Annotated in this window: 19 protein-coding genes; 13 read left to right on the top strand and 6 right to left on the bottom strand. The window is 41.7% G+C overall.

Annotated elements, in window-relative coordinates:
* Positions 1–5: 5 nt before the first annotated feature.
* Both garR and ACN6NB_RS18500 read right to left on the bottom strand, forming a co-directional pair.
* Positions 6–899 (bottom strand): 2-hydroxy-3-oxopropionate reductase, encoded by an 894-nt coding sequence (gene garR / locus ACN6NB_RS18505; RefSeq protein ID WP_144516220.1) that lies wholly within the window; start codon positions 897–899, stop codon positions 6–8.
* Between the two features lie 198 nt (positions 900–1,097).
* The gene (locus ACN6NB_RS18500; RefSeq protein ID WP_181286087.1) at positions 1,098–1,955 is read right to left on the bottom strand and encodes a MurR/RpiR family transcriptional regulator; all 858 of its coding nucleotides are present in this window, start codon (positions 1,953–1,955) and stop codon (positions 1,098–1,100) included.
* Positions 1,956–2,116: 161 nt separating this feature from the next.
* Here ACN6NB_RS18500 and ACN6NB_RS18495 point away from each other — a divergent pair, with 161 nt between their 5' ends.
* Entirely contained in the window at positions 2,117–2,794 is a 678-nt protein-coding gene (locus ACN6NB_RS18495; protein WP_064498846.1) for a DUF3298 and DUF4163 domain-containing protein, read from the top strand.
* 87 nt (positions 2,795–2,881) lie between these two features.
* Here ACN6NB_RS18495 and ACN6NB_RS18490 read toward each other — a convergent pair whose 3' ends face one another.
* A complete protein-coding gene (locus ACN6NB_RS18490; RefSeq protein ID WP_039182574.1) occupies positions 2,882–3,061 on the bottom strand; it encodes a hypothetical protein in 180 nt (59 codons plus the stop codon).
* A gap of 289 nt (positions 3,062–3,350) precedes the next feature.
* Positions 3,351–4,583, bottom strand: a complete 1,233-nt coding sequence (gene pepT, locus ACN6NB_RS18485) for a peptidase T (protein ID WP_047202931.1) — start codon at positions 4,581–4,583, stop codon at positions 3,351–3,353.
* A gap of 226 nt (positions 4,584–4,809) precedes the next feature.
* Between pepT and ACN6NB_RS18480 the strand changes: the two genes are divergently transcribed.
* The 5 genes from ACN6NB_RS18480 to ACN6NB_RS18460 all read left to right on the top strand — a co-directional run bounded on the left by ACN6NB_RS18480 (position 4,810) and on the right by ACN6NB_RS18460 (position 8,217).
* Positions 4,810–5,133, top strand: a complete 324-nt coding sequence (locus tag ACN6NB_RS18480) for a WXG100 family type VII secretion target (protein ID WP_024427532.1) — start codon at positions 4,810–4,812, stop codon at positions 5,131–5,133.
* A gap of 4 nt (positions 5,134–5,137) precedes the next feature.
* Positions 5,138–6,334, top strand: a complete 1,197-nt coding sequence (locus tag ACN6NB_RS18475) for a DUF6861 domain-containing protein (protein ID WP_024427531.1) — start codon at positions 5,138–5,140, stop codon at positions 6,332–6,334.
* A 12-nt stretch (positions 6,335–6,346) separates the two neighbouring features.
* The gene (locus tag ACN6NB_RS18470; RefSeq protein WP_144516222.1) at positions 6,347–7,105 is read left to right on the top strand and encodes a hypothetical protein; all 759 of its coding nucleotides are present in this window, start codon (positions 6,347–6,349) and stop codon (positions 7,103–7,105) included.
* A gap of 21 nt (positions 7,106–7,126) precedes the next feature.
* On the top strand, positions 7,127–7,654 hold the full coding sequence (locus tag ACN6NB_RS18465; protein WP_039182562.1) for a YfjD family protein: 528 nt from the start codon (positions 7,127–7,129) through the stop codon (positions 7,652–7,654).
* Between the two features lie 98 nt (positions 7,655–7,752).
* Positions 7,753–8,217 carry a helix-turn-helix domain-containing protein gene (locus ACN6NB_RS18460; RefSeq protein ID WP_039182560.1) on the top strand — a complete coding sequence of 155 codons (465 nt, stop codon included), beginning with the start codon at positions 7,753–7,755 and terminating at the stop codon, positions 8,215–8,217.
* Positions 8,218–8,271: 54 nt separating this feature from the next.
* Here ACN6NB_RS18460 and ACN6NB_RS18455 read toward each other — a convergent pair whose 3' ends face one another.
* Complete coding sequence (locus tag ACN6NB_RS18455) at positions 8,272–8,619, bottom strand: helix-turn-helix domain-containing protein (protein ID WP_039182556.1); 348 nt, start codon at positions 8,617–8,619, stop codon at positions 8,272–8,274.
* A gap of 205 nt (positions 8,620–8,824) precedes the next feature.
* Between ACN6NB_RS18455 and ACN6NB_RS18450 the strand changes: the two genes are divergently transcribed.
* The 6 genes from ACN6NB_RS18450 to ACN6NB_RS18425 all read left to right on the top strand — a co-directional run bounded on the left by ACN6NB_RS18450 (position 8,825) and on the right by ACN6NB_RS18425 (position 14,548).
* Positions 8,825–9,814, top strand: a complete 990-nt coding sequence (locus ACN6NB_RS18450; RefSeq protein WP_024427527.1) for an asparaginase — start codon at positions 8,825–8,827, stop codon at positions 9,812–9,814.
* Between the two features lie 28 nt (positions 9,815–9,842).
* Positions 9,843–11,264, top strand: coding sequence for an aspartate ammonia-lyase (aspA, locus tag ACN6NB_RS18445; protein ID WP_039182553.1), 1,422 nt, complete (start codon positions 9,843–9,845; stop codon positions 11,262–11,264).
* Positions 11,265–11,408: 144 nt separating this feature from the next.
* A complete protein-coding gene (gene nhaC, locus ACN6NB_RS18440) occupies positions 11,409–12,815 on the top strand; it encodes a Na+/H+ antiporter NhaC (protein WP_058838438.1) in 1,407 nt (468 codons plus the stop codon).
* A gap of 293 nt (positions 12,816–13,108) precedes the next feature.
* The gene (locus tag ACN6NB_RS18435; protein ID WP_041118256.1) at positions 13,109–13,534 is read left to right on the top strand and encodes a YwqH-like family protein; all 426 of its coding nucleotides are present in this window, start codon (positions 13,109–13,111) and stop codon (positions 13,532–13,534) included.
* 37 nt (positions 13,535–13,571) lie between these two features.
* On the top strand, positions 13,572–13,835 hold the full coding sequence (locus ACN6NB_RS18430) for a YwqI/YxiC family protein (protein ID WP_024423905.1): 264 nt from the start codon (positions 13,572–13,574) through the stop codon (positions 13,833–13,835).
* Between the two features lie 287 nt (positions 13,836–14,122).
* Positions 14,123–14,548 (top strand): YwqH-like family protein, encoded by a 426-nt coding sequence (locus ACN6NB_RS18425; protein WP_039182541.1) that lies wholly within the window; start codon positions 14,123–14,125, stop codon positions 14,546–14,548.
* Between the two features lie 48 nt (positions 14,549–14,596).
* Here the strand turns inward: ACN6NB_RS18425 and ACN6NB_RS18420 are convergent, their stop codons facing one another.
* Entirely contained in the window at positions 14,597–14,800 is a 204-nt protein-coding gene (locus ACN6NB_RS18420; RefSeq protein WP_039182539.1) for a hypothetical protein, read from the bottom strand.
* Between the two features lie 137 nt (positions 14,801–14,937).
* Here ACN6NB_RS18420 and ACN6NB_RS18415 point away from each other — a divergent pair, with 137 nt between their 5' ends.
* Positions 14,938–16,896: a BglG family transcription antiterminator gene (locus tag ACN6NB_RS18415; RefSeq protein ID WP_144516224.1), complete on the top strand. Its 1,959-nt coding sequence runs from the start codon at positions 14,938–14,940 to the stop codon at positions 16,894–16,896.
* Positions 16,897–16,928: the final 32 nt, after the last annotated feature.

Here is a 16,928-nt window from a genome sequence, read left to right as displayed (position 1 = left end):
CCATCTCATCCTTTCTTTACTTCGACATGAGCCATTTTTTCGTAATATTGAACGATGCCGCCATGATCAAGCCCGGATTTTCCGTCTGCTTTGAGGGCGTGGAAGATTTCAAGCAACTGACTAGAAAGCGGAAGAGGAACACCGATATCATGAGCAGTTTCCATGACATTGGTTAAATCCTTCAAGTTGATGTCGATGCGTCCGCCAGGTTCAAAATTTCTTTCTAAGATGAGGGGGACTTTTGCGTCGAGAACGGCACTTCCTGCCAGTCCGCCGCGGATGGCTTCATACATCTTATCAATGGCAATGCCTGATTTAGCAGCTAGAACGAGCGCCTCGGACATGGCCGCAATATTTAAGTTGACGATGATTTGATTGGCAAGCTTTGCTGTTGTTCCGCTTCCATTCGGTCCAACTAATACGACCTCAGTGCCCATTGCAAGCAGGACATCCTTCACTTGCTCAAAGATGGATTCTTCGCCGCCAGCCATGATGGCAAGTGTTCCGTCTATTGCCTTCGGTTCTCCGCCGCTGACAGGTGCATCGATAAATTCCACCTGATGCTGTTTGGCAAGAGCAGCTAAAGCCCTAGAGGTTACAGGAGAAATTGAACTCATATCTACGATGACAGTGCCAGATGCGGCTGTCGTTAAAATGCCTTGATCACCTGAAACGACTGCTTCTACATGCTCTCCTTTAGGAAGCATTGTGATGATGATATCGCTTTCACAAGCTGCCTCAGCTGCTGAAACAGCACCTTTTGCTCCGGCTTTCTGTAACGATCGAATCGCTTCCTCATTTAGGTCAAAAACCGTTAAAGTATGACCGGCTTTTAATAGATTGAGTGCCATAGGTTTTCCCATAATACCTAGTCCAATAAATCCAATCTTCTTTGTCACGTTGTCCGCCTCCTATATAGAAAACCCTTACAAAAAGCGCTTTCTTTTCTTTTTGTTAGTATATATACTATCTTTTAAATTTAATAGTAGGAAATAAACTATTGTTCATTTAATGTACATGACGTGATAGGAACGTGTCAACGGAAAATATGAAAAAAGTCACAAAAAAAGACCGGAATCAGCTCCGGTCTTTTGTGTTCATGTTTTATTTTTAGCTACAGCTAATCTAGATCGTTTCACGTTTTCAATGGCATTTGATCCTAGCTCTAAAACAGCGGCGACGTATAGTACATCAATGATCACAAGCTGGTTGATACGGGAGATCATGGAGTCCGATCGATAGGTTGTCTCTCTGGAAGAGCTAAGCAGATGAAAATCAGACCGTTTTGCGAGCTCTGATTTCGGATAGCTGGTGATAGAGGCAATTTTTGCCCCTTTTTCTTTTGCAAACTGTACGGCGTCAAGAATTTCTCTGCTTTCTCCTGAATGGGAGATTGCGACGATAAAATCGTGTTCCGTGGCGTGTGTTGCAATCATATTCATCATATGCGGATCACTGCAGAGGCTCACTTCAAAACCAAGCTGCAGGAACTTATGATAAGCATCACCAGCAATAAAGCTGGACGCACCTGCTCCAAAAAAGACGGTTTTATGTGCCTGTTTCATGTGTTCAATGAATTGTGTGACGGCATGATCCTCTAAAATATGCTTCATATCTTGAATAGAGTTTGTTGTTAACTCTATGACCTTATGCTTAATGTCAGCTACACTATCGGATGCCTCGATCTCGCCGTATATGGATTGAGGTGTATTGGTCGCGATATCCTGTGCGACATGGACACGAAACACTTGGTACGATTCATAGCCAATTTTTCTTAGAAAACGAAAAATCGTCGTTTCGCTTGTGCTGCATTCAGCAGCGAGTGCACTGATAGAATGAAGCACAACTTTCTGAGGGTTTTGTAAGATGTAATTGGCAATCTTTTTCTGGGTTGGGGACAAACTATGAAACGTCGTCCGAATGTGACTAAAAATATTCTCTTCTATGATAAACACCACACTTCATCTAGCATTCTATATTAAGCATACAGGAACTTATGAAAACGGTAAACAAACCAGATGTGGAAAAATGAAGAATAATATGGAAAAAATACTTCTTTTGGTTCTTTTGTCATGGTATACTCATTTGGTAATAGACAAAAATGGGGGTTTTTACTATGACAATGAAAAAAGGCCTAACGATCGGCCTGCTTATTTTCTCACTGATTGTTTCCTTGTTTGCGCCAGTTGGATCTGCGGATGCCAAACAAGCAAAAAAAGCAAAAGTAAGCACACACTATTATAAAAAGAAAAAAACGTTCAAATATGCACAGGTGAAAAACCTAAGCAAGGCGCATATGAAAACCATCAATCGTGATTTAAAAGAAGATATTGCTTTCTCTTATTCTACTTACTTGTTCTTAAAGGATGAAGCAAAAAAGGAAGGCTTTGGGAAGATCACGTACGAGAGATCGTTTAAAACGAAATTTAACAATGGGAAGAAACTAAGTATCTTAAACTATGACTACATGAATGATGGCAGCATGCACGGGGACACAATGGTTTCCAGCATGAACTATGTGTTAACAAAGAAAAAAACAAAGCAGCTGTTCTTGACTGACGTTGTGAAAACAAAGAAAAAGCGTACGAAAGTAAGAGATTATATTTATAACTACACAAAGAAACATAAAAGTAAATTCTATGCGAACCTGAAAAAAAGTGACATTGAAATCAACTACAACACACAGTATTACTTCACGAAAAAGGGAATTGCTGTTGTCTTCCAGCCATATGAAATTTCACCTTATTATGTTGGAATTCCTATGATTCAAGTTCCTGCGAAGGTATATAAATAAAAAGAAAAACGACCACTGAATCTGGTCGTTTTTTGCTATCTATGCCAACACAAAAAAGAGCCCCTCATGAGGCTCTTTTATTTGGATTTATACTTGTTTAGGTGCTTCGTTTAGTGGGTGACGGCGTTTTCCGTTGTAGTGGCGGCGCATACGAAAGATTTCAAACTCCGAAAGCTCTGCGCTTTTTCTTTTTTGGGTGCGGTTATCTTTTTTGAAAGAGAATAGTAAGTAGCAGCAAAGTGAAGCGATAATCAATAAAATCATCATATGACATTCCTCCAATTCATCCTATTCTTTAAGTGTAGACAGGGTGAGTGATGTTTATAACTGAAAATAAGCAGCAGAATCGGTTTAGTCCTTAAGGTTCATTCGATCTGCTATTTTAGGTCTAAAATACTGGTTGTTTTTAACTATTATATTTCCAGTTATTTCACTCGTCAAGAAGAATTTTTTCTGGGGTTGTCTCTATTAGTACGAATAAGTGTCATAAAAGTTTCAGAAAATTGTAAACTTTTATTAAAAAACCGTTCCCGAACAGGAACGGTTGTAAACATGTCTATGCTTTTTCTTCAAATAGACGGGCAATTTCAACGATAACTTCGGTTGCTTTCACCATGTTTTCAACGGAAATAAATTCATATTTACCGTGGAAGTTTTCTCCGCCAGTAAAGATGTTTGGCGTTGGTAGACCTTTATATGAAAGCTGGGAGCCATCTGTGCCGCCGCGGATTGGTTCAATGACCGGTGTGACTGAGCGATTTTCCATAGCTTCATGAGCTATGTCCACAATATGTTTCACCGGCTCAATTTTTTCTCTCATATTATAATATTGATCCTGAATGCTGAGGGTGATGCTGTTTTCTCCGTAGGTGGCTTTTAAGTCATTTGCTATTTTTTCAAACAATGCCTTGCGATTGTTGAATTTCTCTTTATCAAAATCACGGATAATATATTGCAGCTCCGCCTCTTCTACTTCTCCTACAAATTTCGTCAGGTGGAAAAAGCCTTCGTAGCCTTCTGTATACTCCGGAGATTCGTCAGAAGGAAGTTTGTTATGAAAGAGCATCCCGATTTTCGCAGCGCTGACCATTTTGTCCTTAGCTGTTCCTGGGTGGACGTTGTTTCCTTTAATGGATACTTTCGCACCTGCTGCGTTGAAGCTTTCATATTGCAGCTCGCCAAGCGGTCCGCCGTCAATTGTGTAAGCATAGGAAGCGCCAAAGGCATCAACATCAAACTTGTGCGGCCCTCTGCCAATCTCTTCATCTGGCGTAAAAGCGACGCGGATTTTTCCATGCTTAATGTCTGGGTGTTCAATTAGGTAATGCATAGCTGTCATAATTTCTGCGATACCAGCTTTGTTATCTGCACCAAGCAGGGTAGTGCCATCTGTTGTGATCAGCGTATGTCCTTGGTACTTTTGTAAATTTGGAAACTGTTGTGGAGATAAAACGATATGTAGATCTTCATTTAAGGTAATGTCGCCGCCTTGATAGTTCTCATGAAGCTGCGGTTTTACATTTTTGCCGGTGAAGTCAGTGGCGGTGTCGATATGAGCCAAAAAGCCAATAGTCGGCACGTCTTTGTCTGTGTTAGACGGAATCGTTCCCATGACATAGCCGTTTTCATCCATTGTCACTTCTTGAATCCCGATAGATTTCATTTCTTCAACAAGCTGTCTCGCCAGATTCAATTGTCCTTCAGTAGATGGGCAGCTTTCCTTTTCTGCATCTGACTGCGTATCTACCTTCACATAACTTGTGAAACGCTGAATCATTTCCTCTTTCATCTATACGTCACTCCTTTTGTAGAATACGTCCATTTTATCACGTCTTGAATGCGCTTCATAACAAGAAAGGCTTTCTCTGGCAATTAGAGAGGAAAAAGGCCTACTTTCATTAGGTGATGTGCTGAATGGTTCTTTAGGGTGATTTTTTTGGGTGTCTTTTTATTTATAATGAGGACATATAAAATCATCCATTTGTACGTTAAATTGGGAGAAGGGGGTGCGAAAGTTGGATTCTAGTCAAACGCTGGCACTCGCTCAAAAGTTTCAGGAAGCGGCTGATGAGATTCGGCAGTCAAAGCAGCTGCTGGAAAATCGGCTGAAGGCAGTAGGATCAGGCTGGCAGGGAGAAGCAAGAGATAAATTTGATCAAAGCTTTGAAGAAACAACGGCACGCTATGATCAATTTGAAAAGGATTTGCTTGAAACAAGTCAGGAACTGCGGGATGCAGCGGTCAAAATTGAGGAGCGTAAAGCTGAAATTGCCAGAATGGAAGAGCTTGAGCGAAAGAGAAGAGAAGAACGGAGAGAAAGAAACCGAGAAGGGAGATGATGTGATGGCACGTGACATTGTGGTTGATCCAGATCAGCTGACAGGGTTGGCGAATGATTTTGTAGGCGAGCTGTCAGCCATTGAAACGAAGCACCGCGATTTACATAGTGAACTGGACGGGCTGATTTTAGGCTGCGATCCTCGGTATAGAAGCTGTTTTTCTGGTGTCGGGGATGCATGGGGAGCAGGACAAGCGTTAATCAGCAAATTGAGCAGCGATGATATTGCCATTCGTCATGCAACAGATAAAATGGTCGAAGCAGATGATATATTGCGGAAATTGTACAGCATCTATGATCAATATGGTACACTCACGAGCTTAGCAGGTATCGTGATGATGCAGGCGAAATATTACGGGCTTGGGATGACGACCTTTATCAAAGAAAATGGCCGATATGCAGCGCAGCATTCGAAGCTGCTGCTTGATCTGACCAGCCGGGTAGAAGGAACGAGATTTGACCGGTTAGCAAGGATTTGGCTGAGTAAAAAAGAATTATTAAAACGATCGAACTGGCCGATGGCTGACTTGGTCCATAAGAAATTCACAAAATTTTATCCTGACGATACAGTTGCGTTCACAAACAGTGTCCGTGATTTTACAAAAGGAAGTATTAATTGGAAGGACACAGCTGCGATCAAGTCTGTTCTGAAAAATGGTGCAAGGTTTGCGAAAGGGAATGCCATCATTGCAACAGTTGTCACTGGTGCAACAGAAACAGTGGGCTGTGGATTGAAAATTGCCGAGAACTATGCAGAATTCGGTGATCAGCCAGAAGTTCTTAAGCGTGAAAATGCAAAGGCTGTTGGAAATGCAGTGAACAATACGGTCTTTATCGCTGGAGGTTCTGTCGCAGGTGCCGTTGTCGGCGGCGCTCTTGGAAGCTTTGCAGGCCCGATTGGTACCGTTGTTGGCGGAGCCATTGGATCAGCGGTAGGTGGATTTATTGGAGAAAAAGTCGCCAAGCTGACATCCGGTTTTGCTGAACAGATGGCAGTGAAATTAAAGGACCCGATTCATGCGGTCGTGGATAAAGGGAAAAAAGCATTCGAACTGGCGGGTCAAGGTGTGAAAGCAGTCAATGATACCATTGATCAGGCGAATCAGGTGATACATAAAGGGATAGAGAAAACAAAAGAAACCGCAGATTCGCTCATAAAGGGTGCAGGCGATTTCTTTAAGGGTGCATTTTCTTTTGGATAAGGAGAGATCAAGTTGGATCAGCTAAGTCTAAGTATTGAGGAACTCATCTTTAGTTTTTACAGTGAAGGCTATTTTGAACAAGGCATGTCCTTAAAGGAAGCGTATTATCCTGATGTTGAGGATGAGCGCCTTGGGTTTTTATTTGAAATTGCGTGCCGTTCTTTGCTCGCAAAAGGTGTACTGGAATTTCGAAACAGACAATACCGTTATAAAGCGGAATACCGTCATTTCATCCAGGCGATGAATGATGCCTCTTACACCGTCAAGGCGTCTAGATTTGGAGATTTAGATGAAGAAGTCAGCACCTCCTTTCACACAACTCAGGCGGGTGTATATGCGCATCATACGCTTTATGATCAACAAGTGCATCAGATTCGTAAACTGAGCGGCGATCAGCAGGCAGAAGAGCAAGTGACAGCCTTTTTCAATATACAGATGAATGAACACCCTGAACCTGTCATCAGCCTCCAGGCAGACGAATTTGAAATGCTGTTAGAGCAAGCAAGCGAAGCAAAAAATGAGTGGCCATCCTTTCTGAATCAAGCAGAGAATCAAGAGCTCGTGAAGGCATTTGTTTCTGATGTACAGACGAGAAAAGGAAAGATGGATTCCCTCATGAAGGTCGTCTATGACAAAAATAATACGCCTGATGTGGAGTCGATGATATTTGTCATTCCAGGTGAGAACCAATCGTGGCTTGTATCAGGAGTAAAAGAAAATCAATTTCGCATTGAGACGGCTCATCGAGACGGGTTCCGTTCTATATTCTAATGGAGAAAAGGAGAATGACGCTTGAATCCAAGTGAAGTAATAGAAGTAAGGAGCAGACCTTTTTTAAGAGTATGGGCATTCTTAGCAACGGGCGGCTTCGGTATCATCGGTATTTGGTTATTTTCAGAAGCTCTTACATTTGAATCGAACTATACATTGTTTTTATTTTTAGGCGGACTATTAGGTATTGTCTATGGCTGGATCTCCTTTTTGATGATTTTGCCTGCTTTTACGAAGAGGGGAAATGTGATTTTTCGGATTCAGCGCGGAGAGAATGGCGCTGTGCTGCACCGGGAGCGAACGATTCCTTTTCAAGATATTCAATCAATCGACATGCGCAGGCATCGTTACAGTATAAGAGGATTTCTTTTTATGGATGTGCTCATTCGGAAAGTAGATGGGAAATTGATTAAAATTCCGGCGTACAGCATTTTAGATGAAGAAGTATTTGAGCAGACCGTCAAACAGGAGATCTATCCATATTTACATCAGGCAGCCCAAGAAAATTGGAGACAGCAGCATGGCCAAGGAGAAGAGAAGACCGACTAAGCTGTTTTGTCAGAATTGTATAGGATGAGGCGCCACTTTTTCGAAAAAATCGTGTATGATGTCAGTAAAGACTGAACACTCGAAAGAGGTGATGAGATATGGATAAAGAGATGGTAATCGACCTCGTCACAGAACAAATGGCACGGATTCGAAAAGAAAAGGATTATACGCAGGATCGCATGGCGGAGGTACTTGGTCTATCGAAACGGCATTTACAGCAGGTTGAAAAAAACAGGCTGCGTCTCAATTGGACGCAATCCGCGGCCGTATGTGCATTATTCAGAGATAGTGACATTCTGAAAGGGACACTAGGGGATGACCCGCTTGAGATTTTGGAAGTTGTGGCACATGATGAATTACATCTATCAGTTGAGCGTACGATTGGCGGAAAGGTTTGGTGGAGGACGGCTGTCAAAAAAGGCACGTTTCGCCTTCAGCAAAATGTACTTAGTCAGCACTACCGCATCCTAGATGAGGAGAATTATCGCTATTATAGTTCTTTTAATAAAGAAGAAGCGAAGCGGCGGCTAGAGGAATTAAGCCAGCTGTCTTCTCCATATTGAGATTGGAAAAGGAAAGAGAGGCACCTGTTTGATAGGTGCCTCTCTTTTCTGTGTTTATACTTTTAGAGTGTTTTTCGCCCGAATAAAGGCAACAAGCTGTTTGATTTCTTCATCATTTAGGGGAACGCCGTCTACATGAATGGTTCCTTCTTTTGCTTCCGTCAGTTCAATTTTGATATCAGAGATTTTGCGTTGTATCTCTGGCTCGTCCGTTCTACCAAGTAAAAAATCAATGGACGTATCATACAAATCAGCCAGCAGCTTCACTGCTTCAAGCGAAGGTCGTCGGTACCCAGATTCGTAACCGGCATAGGTGCTTTTGGCGATACCTAGGCGATCTGCCGTATGCTGGAGAGACCATTTTTTCTTTTTTCTAAGAGTGGTTAAACGATCGAGTATCATACATGAACGCTCCTTTATTTACAACAACAGTATATCATATTTTGGTATAGAATGTACGCGTTATGCGTAACAATTTCTTGATTAATTCGCGTTATGTGACTATAATGGCAATGAAGGTACGCGTAAAGCGTATATTATAGAATAGCACAAGCTAGCTTATAATATGTGTGACAAACGAAGTAATTTTACGAAAGAGGTGGACCTGTTGAAGAAATTATTGCTTTTAACGACTGGTGGGACGATAGCATCTGTAGAGAGTGAAAATGGATTAGCTCCAGGTGTTAAAGCTGAGGATCTTTTGAGCTATTTAAACGAAATTAATGCAGAATATACAATGGACACAAAGTCCCTAATGAGTATAGATAGTACAAATATGCAGCCTGAATACTGGGTTGATATCGCAACAGCCATTTATGAGAATTATGATCAGTATGACGGGTTTGTCGTGACTCACGGAACCGATACAATGGCCTATACATCAGCAGCGCTGTCTTATATGCTGCAAAATCCTGATAAGCCGATCGTGATTACAGGTTCACAAATTCCGATTACTTTTAAGAAAACAGATGCGAAGAAAAACATCACAGATGCGATTCGTTTTGCATGTGACGGTGTTGGCGGCGTATATGTCGTGTTTGATGGCAGAGTCATCCAAGGAACACGTGCGATCAAACTAAGAACGAAAAGCTATGATGCATTTGAAAGCATTAACTACCCATATATTGCATCAATTGAAAACCATCAAATTGAATACAATAGCAAAGTAAAAAGAACACCAATGAAACCGCTTAAATTAGATGCATCCTTGAACACAGATGTGTGTCTGTTAAAATTGCACCCAGGCCTTAAGCCTGAGTTTTTAGATGCAGTCAAAAGCATGTACAAAGGCGTTGTCATTGAAAGCTACGGCAGCGGCGGAATTCCTTTCGAAGGAAGAAACCTTTTAGAAAAGATCAACGAATTGCTGGAAGAAGGCATTTCTGTTGTCATCACCACTCAGTGTCTTGAAGAAGGCGAAGACATGAGTGTGTATGAGGTAGGACGCAAGATCAATCAAGAATTGGTGGCACGTTCAAGAAATATGAATACAGAAGCTATCGTGCCGAAACTGATGTGGGCACTAGGCAAAACAACAGATCCAAGAGAAGTCAAAAAGATTATGGAAACGCCAATCGCAGAAGATTTAGTGATTTAACTATTCTATAGAAAGCAGGTCATAAGAGATGGTTCAAGCAACTTATCGCTATGAGAAGGATTTTCTTGGTGAAAAAGAAATTCCAGCAGACGTGTATTATGGGGTTCAAACCCTTCGTGCGAAAGAGAATTTCCCGATTACAGGATATCGGATGCACGAGGAACTAATCAGAGCCTTTGCCATCGTGAAAAAAGCAGCAGCTCAAGCCAATATGGAAGTCGGACGTTTATATGAAGGAATTGGAAATGCCATCGTTCAAGCGTCTGACGAAGTCATTGAAGGCAAGCTTCACGAGTACTTTATTGTCGATCCAATTCAAGGCGGCGCAGGAACGTCCATGAATATGAATGCCAATGAAGTGATTGGAAACAGAGCGCTAGAAATCATGGGACATCAAAAGGGTGAATACATCCATTTAAGCCCAAACACACATGTGAATATGTCGCAATCAACGAATGACTCATTCCCAACGGCGATTCATATTGCTGTGCTCAAGCAGTTAGACATTCTGCTTGAAACGATGCAAGCCATGCAGGACGTCTTCAAAAAGAAAGCAAAAGAATTCGATCATGTGATCAAAATGGGTCGTACGCACTTGCAGGATGCTGTTCCAATCCGTTTGGGACAGGAGTTTGAAGCTTACAGCCGTGTGCTGAGCCGTGATATTAAGCGGATCAACCAATCGAAGCAGCATTTATATGAAGTCAATATGGGTGCGACAGCTGTTGGGACGGGCTTAAACGCAGATCCTCGTTATATTGAGATCGTGGTGAAAAAGCTCGCTGATATTTCTGGTCTTCCTCTTGTAGGCGCAGAGCATCTCGTGGATGCAACGCAAAATACAGATGCTTACACAGAAGTATCCGCCGCTTTAAAAGTATGTATGATGAACATGTCTAAGATTGCCAATGACCTTCGCTTAATGGCTTCTGGTCCGCGTGCAGGTCTTGCTGAAATTGCATTGCCAGCTCGTCAGCCTGGATCATCCATTATGCCTGGGAAAGTCAATCCAGTCATGGCAGAGCTCATTAACCAAATCGCATTCCAGGTCATTGGGAATGACCACACGATCTGTCTTGCTTCTGAAGCAGGCCAGCTTGAGTTAAATGTGATGGAGCCTGTTCTGGTCTTTAACTTGCTTCAGTCTATTAGTATAATGAATAACGGATTCCGCTCATTCACAGATCATTGCTTAGTGGACATTGAAGCAAATGAAATACGTTTGAAAGAATATGTAGAAAAAAGTGCAGGCGTAATCACTGCCGTGAACCCTCACTTAGGCTATGAAGCAGCTGCTAGAATTGCAAGAGAAGCCATTTTAACAGGTCAATCGATCAGAGATCTTTGCTTGCAGAACGATGTTTTAACGGAAGAAGAACTTGATATTATCTTAAATCCATTTGAGATGACAAAGCCTGGCATTGCGGGTGCAGAGCTCCTAGAGCGATAATATTATCAAAAATTTTATTTTATTAATATGTGGAATTGCCTGTGAAAAAGAGAAAAAACAGGCAATTCACTTTCTTTCGAATTGACACACTTTTTTCACAATATTTTGAAAACGCTTAACGAACGCACAAAGGGAGGAAACACAATGAAAACACCACGTCTACCATCTATTTTAGAAGTCGTAGCTGTACTTGGCTTGTTTTTAGCAATTGTTTTATCATTTACTCTTTACTTCAAATTAGATATTCAACTCGCATTGTTTATCTCATGGTTTATGGTTATTGCGTTGGGTATTCGATTGGGGCATTCTTATAAGGATCTTCAAAACGCCATTACAAAAGGGATATCGAATGGTTTAGAAGCTGTTTTAATTTTAATTGCAGTAGGTGCACTTGTAGGAACATGGATTGCTGGTGGAGTTGTACCAACGTTAATTTACTATGGACTGGAATTTATTCATCCTAATATATTCTTACTAGCTACACTGATTATCTGTTCCATTATGTCTGTTGCTACAGGAACATCATGGGGTACAGTTGGAACCGCAGGTATTGCCATGATTGCGATTGGTGAAGGTTTGGGAATTCCATTACCTATCGTGGCTGGTGCTGTTTTATCTGGAGCCTATTTTGGTGATAAATTATCTCCATTATCTGATAGTACTGTCCTTGCTTCCTCACTTTCAAAAGTGGACGTGCTCGCACATGTTCGAGCGATGATGGTCTTATCCATACCTGCCTTTGTCATAACTGCCATTATGTTTACCATTACCGGGTTTATGTATGGCGGAAAAAATATTGATCAAGGAAAAGTAGAGTTTTTGAAACAAGCATTGCAAGATACATTCACGATTAATATTTGGATGATCATTCCGGCGCTTATTGTTGTGCTATTACTTGTCTTGAAAAAACCTTCAATGCCTGTTATTGCGATTGGTGCGCTTCTTGGCGCAGTTTGGGCAATGGCATTCCAAGGGATGAATCCAGCCGATGCACTTGGTACAGCTTATAATGGTTTCTCTATTAATTCAGATGTAGAATTCTTAAATACGCTGTTAAACCGTGGCGGTATTGTGAATATGCTTGGATCTTTAGTGGTCATTATTCTCGGACTTGGTTTCGGTGGAGTATTAGAATATTTAGGCGTATTAAAAGTCATCGTTGCGACATTTGAGAAAAAATTACATAATGCAGGGAATGTAACGCTGTCTACACTCGTTGTTGCGTTCTTCGCCAATATCTTTGGCTGTGCGATGTATGTATCGTTAATCCTTACACCAAAAATTATGGAAAAGAGCTACGATAAATTAAAGTTAGACAGACGAGTTTTATCCAGAAACTCTGAGGTCGGTGGTACGCTTACTTCTGGTATGGTTCCATGGTCAGATAACGGTATTTACATGGCAGGAATTCTTGGCGTATCGACATTCTCTTATTTACCATTTATGTGGTTGAGCTTTGTCGCCATTGGTCTTGCGATCATTTACGGATATACGGGCAAATTCATTTGGTACGTGAAAGATCAACAAGAAAGAGAAGAATCGGCCTCATAAGCCGTTTCCAAAAGCCGCTCCTGCACGGGGCGGCTTTGTTTGTCCTAGGACCGAGAGACTATATGTGACATATAGCAAACGAACAGGAATTTAGACCTCCTATAAAAGAGGTCGAAAGGGGGAGTGTGAAGCAGAGTGAAAGCATATTTATCCCATAAAAAGGGCACAAATCCCTATTCAAACATGAGTCTTTGAACCTTATAATAACAATATTGGAAAAAGTGCTATTCACCTTACGCTCGTTTAGAGGGACTCTAAGCAGCGTTTTTATTTTGACAGGAGGAGGAACCCATATGAGCTTATCGGATATGCTGTCTGCCCTTAACGGTGGCATTTCAAATAAAAAAGCAGAAATTGAAGAGAAAATCGCTCGGCTCAAAAAGGCGAAAAGCAAGGTTGAACGTGAACAAGATGCGGCAGAAACAGATTTAAAGCAAATCAAGCAGCCAAAGCTTGGGACCTCTTGGAAAGGTGAGCGAAGCCAGGATTTCAAAACAGACCGAAATGAAGCACATGATGCGCTGCAAACGATCGTGAACGATAAATACCCACGCTATGTGAGCCGTATCGAATTCAAAATCAGTACATTAGAAGCAGAACAAGCTGCGTTATCCTTTGCCAGTTCCTTAGCTGGAGACGCCGCACGCCTTGCTGAAAAAGGAGAAGACGCAGTAGAGGACGCAAAACGCTTGATCTCAAAAGCATGGAGCAGCTTGTAAACAAGATTCATGCTGAACAAATCTGGAGGATATCACAATGGGACAAATTAAGTTAAACTACCAAACAGTCATGGATAAACTAGATGAAGTCTCCCAAGCAGTCGAAGCTTTAGCGATGAAAAAGGCAGCAGATAAAGCGGGTGAAAACAGCCTTGAATTTGTAACCAAGTGGACGGCACGTGAAGCAGAGGTGAGCGAAATGGTTTCAAGCTTTAAAGAAGCTCTAATCAAAAACGTTCAGGATACACGTTCTAACGTGAAAACATTAAAAGAACAAGACGAAGCGATTGCTGCAAAATAATCAGCACAATCGCTTTTATTTATGGATATCATTTACATGAAGTAATTATAGTTACAAAGACTCATATAAAATCCAGGGTTTAAGACCTTGTATTATTCCGTTTTTCTTCCAAACGCGTCGCTAAAAGGACACCTTTTCCCTATTTAAGCCTGAGGCTTTTCACCTTATACTATACTTAATGAAAGCAGAACGATAGAAATGTCAGGATTGGAAAAATCAAGTGAGTCGATGGTTTCCAAAGGTGCTCACGCCGTGCTTTCGTATGAGGTCAGATAGAGGTGGATGACATGAGTTTATCCGAGATGCTGCACCATCTGCATATGGGAATTGAGAACAAACGTGCAGAATTTGACGAAATGATCTCTCGGTTAAAGACAGCCAAAAGCAATATTCGAACAGAACAAGATCTTGCCCAGTCAGATATCAAAGAAATCAAGAAGCCTGCTCTAGATTCGTCATGGAAAGGCGAGAGAGGAACCGACTTTCATCGCCACCGAAAAGACGCTTACAGCGTGATGCACGACATCGTCAACGATGAATATGAAAAATATATAACAGAGATTGACCAAAAAATCTTACACTTTGAATTGAAAAAAATGGAGCTGGCCGTTGCCAGTAATTTTGCAGGAAGAGCTCAGGACGTGATGGAAAAGGGCGAGGATTTTGCAAAGGACGTTAAACATTTGATTGAACGGGGCTGGAAAGCTCTTTAAAACCATAAACGAAACAGCCGTCTCATAAAAGGGCGGCTGTTTTTTTGTTTAGTCACATCCACCACCGCCGCTATCACCTGAATCACTCCCGCAGGAGGCGTCAGAAGCGTGATGGGTATACGAATCAGTATATGTACTTGTCGTTGAATTATGATGTGCAGAACGCTTAGCAGATGCACGTTTATCCTTTGGTGTGAACAAGCTGGCAATGATGGCTCCTAAAAAAGCTAATATGATAATGACAACAAACATAAAAGCATCCCTCCTCTAGTTTCATATTCATACGAATGAGCCATATCTAGGTTCCCGATTTGAAAGAAAAACTGGGCAAAGAGTTCTATTTTCGTTTATGATGATAGGCAAAAGTAAATGCCAAGGGAGGAGAGCCCATGCTATCTCTACGTCAGGAGGAGCTTCTGAAAAGATTGATGCAAGCGGAGCAGGAACTGACAAGTGAAGAAATTGCCCGTGTGATCGGAGTCACATCACGAACCATCCGCACAGATATGAAAGCGCTTAAAAGAATCTTAGAAGAACATGGTGCCGCACTGCATATTAAACGCGGGGCAGGGTATACATTGAGTGTTGAAGATTATGGAGCATTTCGTACATTTTTGAAAACCTCACTGAGAGAAAGAAATGACAAAAAGGAACAGTCCATTCCCAATCAGCCTGAGGACCGCGTGGCTTATCTATTGAAAAGACTGCTTCTGTCAGAAGACTATATCAAATTAGAGGGATTGGCAGAGGAATTATTTGTGAGTGAATCCACAGTGAAAAATGATTTAAAAGCTGTCAGGCATTTGTTTTCATTGCATGGACTTTCTATATCGCACCGCCCTAAATATGGACTGCGTCTGACAGGCGATGAAATGAAATTAAGATATTGTATGGCAGTGCATGTATTTCAGCAGGATCAAGCGCACTCTACACTGTTACCTGAAGAAACGTATCAACTGATTCAGGACATCGTGCGTTCACGTACAAAAGCCACCGGGCTTCATTTATCGGAAATCGGTTTAAGTAATTTAGTGACCCATATTGCCATCGCATGCAAACGAATAGAAGAAAAAAAGCTGGTTCAGATGCCAGAAGCGGAATTGAGAGAAATTCAAGTGCAGCCAGTTTTCCAGATAGCTCAACAAATGACAGAAGATATTCGCCGTGTATTAGCGATTGATTTTCCGTTATCTGAAATGGCGTACATCGCAATTCACTTAATGGGGGCAAAGATGATGGCATATGGAGAGGCTGGCCATACGCTATTTCATCTGCTGGAAGAAGATCATTTTCGTTTCACTCACCAATTGCTTGCTTATGTGGAGGAGCATATGTCACTTGATATTCAGTTTGATAAGGAGCTGATCGTTGGTTTAAGTCTTCATTTGCGTTCCGCCATTCATCGTTTTAGATACGATATGAATATTCGAAATCCCTATTTACCAGACATTAAAAGGCACTATCCCATTGCGTTTGAGGCGGGTGTTTATATGGGCAGGTGGCTGAAGGAAAAAGAGGGTGTTGAGATTCCTGAGGATGAAATCGGATATTTGGCACTTCATATTGGAGCTGCAATCGAGCGGACAAAATCACAGCATGTGAGAAAGACATGTCTTATTGTGTGTGCGACGGGTGTCGCCAGCAGTCAGCTTCTTCTTCATAAGCTCACGGCGGCTTTTAGCGGAAGACTGGAAATCGCTGGAACTGCAAGTGCCGGGGAACTTCCTTCATATGATTTAAGAAGCATTGATTTTATTATTAGTACCATTCCGCTACAGAATACATTGCCGGTACCAGTAATTGATGTACATACGATTCTAAGTGACGATGATATTGTCCGGCTAAAACGATTTGTTCAAAATTCACAGGATACAGGGGTTTTACGGTATGTGAGTCCGGCGCTGACATTTTTTCAGCAAGACCTTCAATCAAGGGAAGAGGTTCTTCAATTTTTCGTGAACGTGTTAAAGGAGCAGCATCGAATCTCAGACGAGTTTGAACAATTATTGCTAGAAAGAGAGCAAGTGTCACCCACCTCTTTCGGTCATTTGGTTGCGATTCCTCATCCAATTAAGCCGGCAACAGACGATACGTTTTGTGCAATCTGTACGTTAAAAAAGCCGGTGCTGTGGGGAGAAGATCGAGTACAAGTCGTTTGCTTGTTAAGCATCCAGAAGACGTATCAAAAAGAATTACAGTCGCTTTATCAATTTCTTGTGCGGCTGACAGAACGGAAGGAAGTGGTGGAACAGCTCATCAAAGCCTCTTCATTTGAAGAACTGACAGCAGCACTTCAAGTATTGGAGCAGCCAAATGAAAAAACGCGACACCCATTTCCGCATCTGTGAGGAAAAAGATTAGATGTTAATGAAAGCGCTTT

This window comes from Bacillus sp. 11B20 (assembly GCF_056098985.1).
Note: the sequence above shows the minus strand (reverse complement) of the source record. Positions and strands in the feature narration are given on the sequence as shown.

Bases quoted from the DNA above. Each gene is read 5' to 3' on its own strand.
- pepT (WP_047202931.1), bottom strand. From the start codon at position 4,583: ATGAAAGAGGAAATGATTCAGCGTTTCACAAGTTATGTGAAGGTAGAT.
- ACN6NB_RS18475 (WP_024427531.1), top strand. From the start codon at position 5,138: ATGGCACGTGACATTGTGGTTGATCCAGATCAGCTGACAGGGTTGGCG.
- ACN6NB_RS18455 (WP_039182556.1), bottom strand. From the start codon at position 8,619: ATGATACTCGATCGTTTAACCACTCTTAGAAAAAAGAAAAAATGGTCT.
- ACN6NB_RS18415 (WP_144516224.1), top strand. From the start codon at position 14,938: ATGCTATCTCTACGTCAGGAGGAGCTTCTGAAAAGATTGATGCAAGCG.
- ACN6NB_RS18435 (WP_041118256.1), top strand. From the start codon at position 13,109: ATGAGCTTATCGGATATGCTGTCTGCCCTTAACGGTGGCATTTCAAAT.
- aspA (WP_039182553.1), top strand. From the start codon at position 9,843: ATGGTTCAAGCAACTTATCGCTATGAGAAGGATTTTCTTGGTGAAAAA.
- ACN6NB_RS18420 (WP_039182539.1), bottom strand. From the start codon at position 14,800: ATGTTTGTTGTCATTATCATATTAGCTTTTTTAGGAGCCATCATTGCC.
- ACN6NB_RS18495 (WP_064498846.1), top strand. From the start codon at position 2,117: ATGACAATGAAAAAAGGCCTAACGATCGGCCTGCTTATTTTCTCACTG.
- nhaC (WP_058838438.1), top strand. From the start codon at position 11,409: ATGAAAACACCACGTCTACCATCTATTTTAGAAGTCGTAGCTGTACTT.
- ACN6NB_RS18460 (WP_039182560.1), top strand. From the start codon at position 7,753: ATGGATAAAGAGATGGTAATCGACCTCGTCACAGAACAAATGGCACGG.
- ACN6NB_RS18490 (WP_039182574.1), bottom strand. From the start codon at position 3,061: ATGATGATTTTATTGATTATCGCTTCACTTTGCTGCTACTTACTATTC.
- ACN6NB_RS18430 (WP_024423905.1), top strand. From the start codon at position 13,572: ATGGGACAAATTAAGTTAAACTACCAAACAGTCATGGATAAACTAGAT.
- ACN6NB_RS18425 (WP_039182541.1), top strand. From the start codon at position 14,123: ATGAGTTTATCCGAGATGCTGCACCATCTGCATATGGGAATTGAGAAC.